At 84.4% G+C, this 500-nt stretch carries 1 pseudogene; it reads left to right on the forward strand.

The features are described 5' to 3' along the window. Nucleotides 1–500, forward strand: a pseudogene (locus AC5Y43_RS24990) (PE family protein); the annotation flags it as partial.

Here is a 500-nt window from a genome sequence, read left to right on the forward strand (position 1 = left end):
GCGGGCGGGGCGGTGTCCGGCGATGGCGGCGCGGGCGGCGCCGGCGGGCACGGCGCGGCCGGCGGCCACGGCGGCGCCGGCCTCGACGGCGCCGACGCGACCACGCCCGGCGCGGCCGGCCAGGCCGGCGGGTCGGGCGGCAACGGCGGGGCGGGCGGCAATGGCGGCGACGGCGGCACTGGTGGGCTGGCCGCCCACGGCGTGACCGGCGCGACCGGGGCCGGCGGCAACGCCGGCAACGGCGGCAACGGCGCCACCCCCGGCGACGGCGGCATGGGCGCGGCCGGCGACAACACTTCCCCCGACGGCGGCGCCGGCGGGGCCGGTGGCAACACCGGGTTCGGCGGCGCGGCGGGTGCCGGCGGCACAGGGTCCACCCCCGGCGCCGACGGCACCGCGGGCAGCACCCCGACCGGGGTCATGGGCAACGGCGGCAACGGCGGCGCCGGCTACAGCCCGACTACCGCCAGCGCCAGCGGCGGTGACGGTGGCGGCGGCGG

It is taken from the genome of Mycobacterium sp. NGS57 (assembly GCF_059812405.1).